A 5,242-nucleotide genomic window follows, 5' to 3' on the forward strand; every position below is an offset into this window, starting at 1 on the left:
CGCGGCGGCGGGTGCCGGTCAGTACTCCGGCGGCCGGCCGGCTGCCGGGACCTCCTCGGCCGGTGCGGGCGGCCCGGGCGGTGTGCCGTCCCCGAACGGACGGCCGCCCAGCTCCTGCCGGTAGTGCGGGGTGAGCCAGCCGCTCAGGTCCGGGCCGAGCGGCACGATGCCGGTCGGGTTGATGCCCCGGTGCACCCCGTAGTAGTGGCGCTTGATGTGGTCGAAGTCGACCGTGTCGCCGAAACCGGGTGTCTGGTACAGATCCCTGGTGTACGCCCAGAGCACCGGGTCCTCGGTCAGCTTCGAGCGGTTGCACTTGAAGTGGCCGTGGTAGACCGCGTCGAACCGCACCAGCGTGGTGAAGAGCCGGATGTCCGCCTCGGTGATCGTGTCCCCCACCAGATAGCGCTGTCCGGTCAGCCGCTCGGACACCAGGTCGAGACGCCGGAAGAGATCGCGGTACGCGTCCTCGTACTCGCCCTGCTCCGACGCGAATCCCGCCCGGTACACCCCGTTGTTGACGTCCCGGTAGATCCCCTCCATGACCTCGTCGATCTCGCCGCGCAGCCGCTCCGGGTACAGGTCGGGCGCGCCGGGCCGGTGCAGCGCGGTCCACTCGGTGGCGAGGTCCAGGGTGATCTGCTGGAAGTCGTTGGTGACCAGCCGGCCGCTCGGTACGTCCACGACCGCGGGGACGCTGACACCACCGGGGTAGCCGGACTCCCGTGCGTCGTACGCCTCGCTGAGGAAGCGGATGCCGAGGACCGGGTCCCGGCCGCCCGGGTCGAGGGTGAAGCGCCAGCTGCGGTCGTCCTGGACCGGGTCCGTGATGCCCAGCGAGAGGGCGTCCTCCAGGCCGAGCAGCCTGCGTGAGACCAGCGCGCGGCTGGCCCAGGGGCAGGCCCGGCTGACCACCAGCCGGTACCGCCCGGACTCGACGGGCCAGCCGTCCCGGCCGTCGGCCGTGACGCGGTCGGCGAAGTGGCTCCTCGACCGCTTGAACGGCTTCCTGCCGTATCCGGCGTTGCCCTCGGTGCCGCCGGCTGTCTCGCCGGCGGTCTTGCTGCCGGTGTCGCTCTCGGTGGGGTGGTCCATCACCGTGATCCTTCCCGTTGGCCGGTGCCAGGTGTCCGTCCGTACGCCGCAGGACTTCCCGTACGTACGCCCGTCCCGCACGGCCCCCGCAGGTCCGTCGACCGGTCGGCGCGGACTCGGCGGGAACCACGCGGCCCCTCCAGGCTGACACCCTTCACCCCCGGCGCGCAGCGGAAGACCGCCGCGGACACCGCCGGACGGCTTCCCGGATCAGGGGAGAAGGCCGGACGGTTTCCCGCATCAGGGGAGAGAGGGGGAGGAGGAGCCGGGAAGGAGAACCGGTCAGGGAGCGGCAGGCACCGTCGCCGCCACCGGCTCCCTGCGGACCACGTCCACCAGCGACAGATCCGTGATCTTGAGGCTGGGTGACACCGCGAGCGTCAGTGTGGACACGCTCATGAACGGATTGAGGTGCTCCCAGCCCCACTGGGTCAGCGCGGTGCGCACCGCACCCGACTGCGCGGCGATCTCCTCGGCCGGTGCAGGGGACATCACGCCGCCGACCGGCAGGGGCAGCCTGGCCGCCACCGTGTCGCCGTGCACGACGGCGACCCCGCCGCCGTCGGCCAGTACCGCCGCCGCTGCCGTGGCCATCGCGGTCCGGGAGGTCCCCACCGTGACCAGGTTGTGGCTGTCATGGGCGTACGTCGTCGCGACCGCGCCCGCACTCAGCTCACGGCCGAGCAGCGGGGCGAAGACCGTACCGGAGCGGCCGTAGCGGTTGCGCACCCGGACCAGGGTCACCCGGCCCTCCCACTGCACCTCGCCGTCCTGGACGGGCAGTTCGGCCTCTGCGGCCTCGGTGTAGGTGTCGCGCGAGTTGACCCGCATCGCCCGGAAGCGGTGCACCCCGTCCGGCAGCTCCACACGCCAGCGGAAGCCGTCCGGGGTCTGCGGTTCGACGTCGAAGGTGCCGGACAGCGCACCGGCGACCGGCTCCGCCGCGTACGCCGGCTTCCCGTCCCGCGCCACTGTGCGGCCGCCCGCGATCACCAGCGCCGGGTCGAACGCGGCCAGGTCGCCGCGGAGCAGGACCAGGTCGGCCCGCTTGCCCGGAGCGACCACCCCGCGGTCGTACAGCCGCAGCCGCTGGGCCGGGTTCCAGGTCAGGGCGCGCAGCACGTCGACGGCGGGCAGCCCGGCCCGCACCGCGACGCGCGCGATGTGGTCGAGGTGACCGGTGGACAGGATGTGGTCGGCGGCCAGATCGTCGGTGACCAGGCACAGCGGCGGCAGCTGCGGCAGCGCGAGCAGCGCCTCGACGACCTCGGGGAGCAGGCACTTCTCCTGGAGCATCATCAGCATGCCCATCCTGGCCTTCTCCAGGACGACTTCGGTGCGGTTCTTGGTGTGGTCGGAGTCGACACCGGTGGCCATGTACGCGCTGAGTTCGGCGCCGCTGAGGTTCGGGCAGTGGCCGTCCAGGATGACCCCGCGCTCGCGCGCCGCGTCCACGATCGAGCGCATCCGCGGCTCGTCGGCCACGACCGCCCGGTAGTCCATGACCTCGCCCAGCGCGACGACGCCCGGCCACTGGAGCATCGCGCCGATGTCGTCGGCTGACAGACTGGCGCCCGCGTGCTCCAGGCCCTGGAGCGCGGGAACGCAGGACGGCACCCCCCAGAGCTGGGTCTGCGGCGTGCCCAGCCCGGCCTCGGTCATCCAGCGCATCGCTGCGGCGCCCGCGACATTGACGATCTCGTGCGGGTCGGCGAGCACCGTCGTCGTCCCGCGGGCGAGCGTCAGCCCCGCGAAGGTCTGCGGGGTGAGGAACGAGCTCTCGATGTGCATGTGCGCGTCGACGAAGCCGGGCACGATCAGCATCCCGGTGGCGTCCACCTGCTCCCGTGCGTCGCCGGGTGCACCGGGCGGCAGCACCCCGGTGATGCGGTCGCCGCGCAGCAGGACGTCGGCTGCGAACTCCTCGCCGGTGAAGGTGGACACCACCCGGCCGCCGCTGACGCGGACGTCGTGCGGTTCCGGCTGGTGCTGCTGGTCAGTGCTCATGCGGTGGTGCTCCTCAGCGGGCCTTCGGTGTCCCGGCGCCCGGGCCCGGGACATCGGGGATTCGGGGTCAGGGGACGAGTGTGTAGAAGTAGTAGCCGAGCGGGATCATCACGATCCACAGCCCGAGCGGGATCTCCCGGAACCGGCCTGCGGCGGCCTTGACCAGGACATGGGCGGCGAGGCCGACGGCGATCCCGGTGCCGAAGTTGCCGAAGAAGATGGTCGTCGCGACGACCAGCGCGGCCGGGATCGCGTCCGTGGGGTCGCGGAAGTCGACGTTGCGCAGCGCGCCCAGCATGCTCAGGCCGATGTACATCAGGACCGGTGCGGTCGCGGCCGAGGGGATCAGCGTCGCGAACGGTGTGACGAGCAGCAGCGCCGCGAAGCCGAGCGCCGCGTACACCGAGGTGAGCCCGGTACGGCCGCCGCTGTCCGCACCCGCAGACGACTCCAGATACGCGGTCATGCTGGGCGCGCCGAGTGCGGCGCCGCCGATCACCGCGCCCGAGTCGACGTAGAACGGCCGCCTGATGCCCGGCACATTGCCGTCCTTGTCGGTCAGACCGGCCCGGCCCGCCACGGCGATCAGGGTGCCCGTCATGGAGAAGAACTCCGAGACGAAGAAGGCGAAGATGTACGGGAAGTACTGCGGCTTCAGCGCGCCCAGGATGTCGATGTGGAACAGGACGGGGCCCGGACTGTCGGGAGCCCCGAAGAAGTGTCCGGGCAGTTCGGTCACCCCGCACGGGATGCCCGCCAGCGTCACCACGGCGATGGTGATCAGGAAGGCGCCGGGCACCTTCCTGGTCACCAGGGCCGTCAGCAGCACCAGGCCGCCGAGCGCGAGCAGGGCCGCCGGCTGCGAGAGGTCACCGAGGCTCAGCGAGTTGCCCGCGGTCTTCGCGATCACCAGACCGCTGTCCCGGAAGCCGAGCAGCGCGATGAAGAGCCCGAGGCCGCCGCTGATCGCGTACTTGAGGTTGAGCGGCATCAGCCGGGTGATCAGATCGCGGATGCCCAGCGCGGTGAGCACCAGGAAGGCGACGCCGGACCAGAAGACCATGCCCAGCGCGGAGTCCCAGGGCACTCCGTCCTGGCCGACGATCGTGACGGCGAGCAGTGCCACCCCGCCGAGACCGGGGGCGAGCACGAACGGCAGGTTCGCGAACAGGCCCATCGCGAGCGTGGCCAGCACGATCGCGATGATCACCGCGGTGGTGACCGGGCCGAGCGGCAGTCCCGCCTTCGCCAGCTGGCCGGGCACGACCACCGCCGCATAGGCGGCCGCGACGAACATGGACAGGCCCGCGACGGCCTCGGTGCGTGGCGTGCTGCCGCGCTCGCGGACGCGGAACAGCCGCTCGAGGAGCGAGGAGCGTGGCCCGGGAGCGGCGGCCAGCTCGGGCGCGTCCGGTACGTCGGGCGCGTCGGGTCGGTGCATGAGTACCTCGGCAGGATGAGGGGGCGAGGCCGAGTCTCTGCAACCGGTTTATGTAACCGGTTGCAGAGACCGGTTGCGGATAGGATGGCACGGCCCGGCCGCCAGGTGAACCCCGTGATCGGTCACACTGCGGTCACACGGTCCGTACGGAGGCGGCGAAGAGCCCGGCCCGTACGGCGGACGGAGGGGGATCCGACGATGGCGACGCTGGCTGATGTGGCCCGCGAGGCAGGCGTGTCCAAGGCCACGGCATCGCGGGCGCTGATGCGCCCGGAGATGGTCGCGGAGACCACCCTCCAGCGGGTGCGCGACGCCGCCGAGCGCCTCGGCTTCCACCCGAACCCCGCCGCCCGCGCCCTGACCACCGGGCGCACCGGCATGATCGGCCTGATCGTGCCGACCCTCGCCAACCCCTTCTTCGCACCGCTGGTACTCGGCGCCCAGCAGGCGGCCGAGGAGACCGACAGTCATCTGCTGCTCGCCGTCTCCGAGTACAGCGCCGAACGCGAGGCGGCGCTCGCCGACCGGATCTCCGAGCAGGTCGACGGGCTGATCATGGTCGCGCCGGTCGGCCCGGACGCCGCCCTGCGCGCGCGGGCCCGCCGCCGCCCCCTCGTTCTGGTCGACCGCCGCTCGGGCCGGCTGCCCGGCGTCGTCCTCGACACCGCGTCCGGTACGTCCGAGCTGGTCCGGCATCTT

The 5,242-nt window shown here is 72.2% G+C and carries 4 protein-coding genes; 1 reads left to right on the forward strand and 3 read right to left on the reverse strand.

Annotated features, from left to right (window positions below; translation table 11 throughout):
- Window positions 1-18: 18 nt before the first annotated feature.
- From G3I19_RS34325 to G3I19_RS34335, 3 genes are all read right to left on the reverse strand, one after another.
- On the reverse strand, window positions 19-1,095 hold the full coding sequence (locus tag G3I19_RS34325) for a glutathione S-transferase C-terminal domain-containing protein (RefSeq protein ID WP_164267613.1): 1,077 nt from the start codon (window positions 1,093-1,095) through the stop codon (window positions 19-21).
- Between the two features lie 282 nt (window positions 1,096-1,377).
- Window positions 1,378-3,102 (reverse strand): adenine deaminase C-terminal domain-containing protein, encoded by a 1,725-nt coding sequence (locus tag G3I19_RS34330; RefSeq protein WP_164267614.1) that lies wholly within the window; start codon window positions 3,100-3,102, stop codon window positions 1,378-1,380.
- 67 nt (window positions 3,103-3,169) lie between these two features.
- Window positions 3,170-4,543 (reverse strand): NCS2 family permease, encoded by a 1,374-nt coding sequence (locus tag G3I19_RS34335; protein WP_164267615.1) that lies wholly within the window; start codon window positions 4,541-4,543, stop codon window positions 3,170-3,172.
- 198 nt (window positions 4,544-4,741) lie between these two features.
- On the opposite strand from G3I19_RS34335, the gene G3I19_RS34340 reads away from it, so the two are divergent.
- On the forward strand, window positions 4,742-5,242 hold a 501-nt coding region (locus G3I19_RS34340), incomplete at its 3' end, for a LacI family DNA-binding transcriptional regulator (RefSeq protein WP_164267616.1).

Source organism: Streptomyces sp. SID10853, from assembly GCF_010548145.1.
Classification (GTDB): Bacteria; Actinomycetota; Actinomycetes; order Streptomycetales; family Streptomycetaceae; genus Streptomyces.

What these genes read in the sequence shown, in the direction of transcription:
- G3I19_RS34325 (WP_164267613.1), bottom strand. Translation starts at nt 1,095, where the DNA reads ATGGACCACCCCACCGAGAGCGACACCGGCAGCAAGACCGCCGGCGAG.
- G3I19_RS34330 (WP_164267614.1), bottom strand. Translation starts at nt 3,102, where the DNA reads ATGAGCACTGACCAGCAGCACCAGCCGGAACCGCACGACGTCCGCGTC.
- G3I19_RS34335 (WP_164267615.1), bottom strand. Translation starts at nt 4,543, where the DNA reads ATGCACCGACCCGACGCGCCCGACGTACCGGACGCGCCCGAGCTGGCC.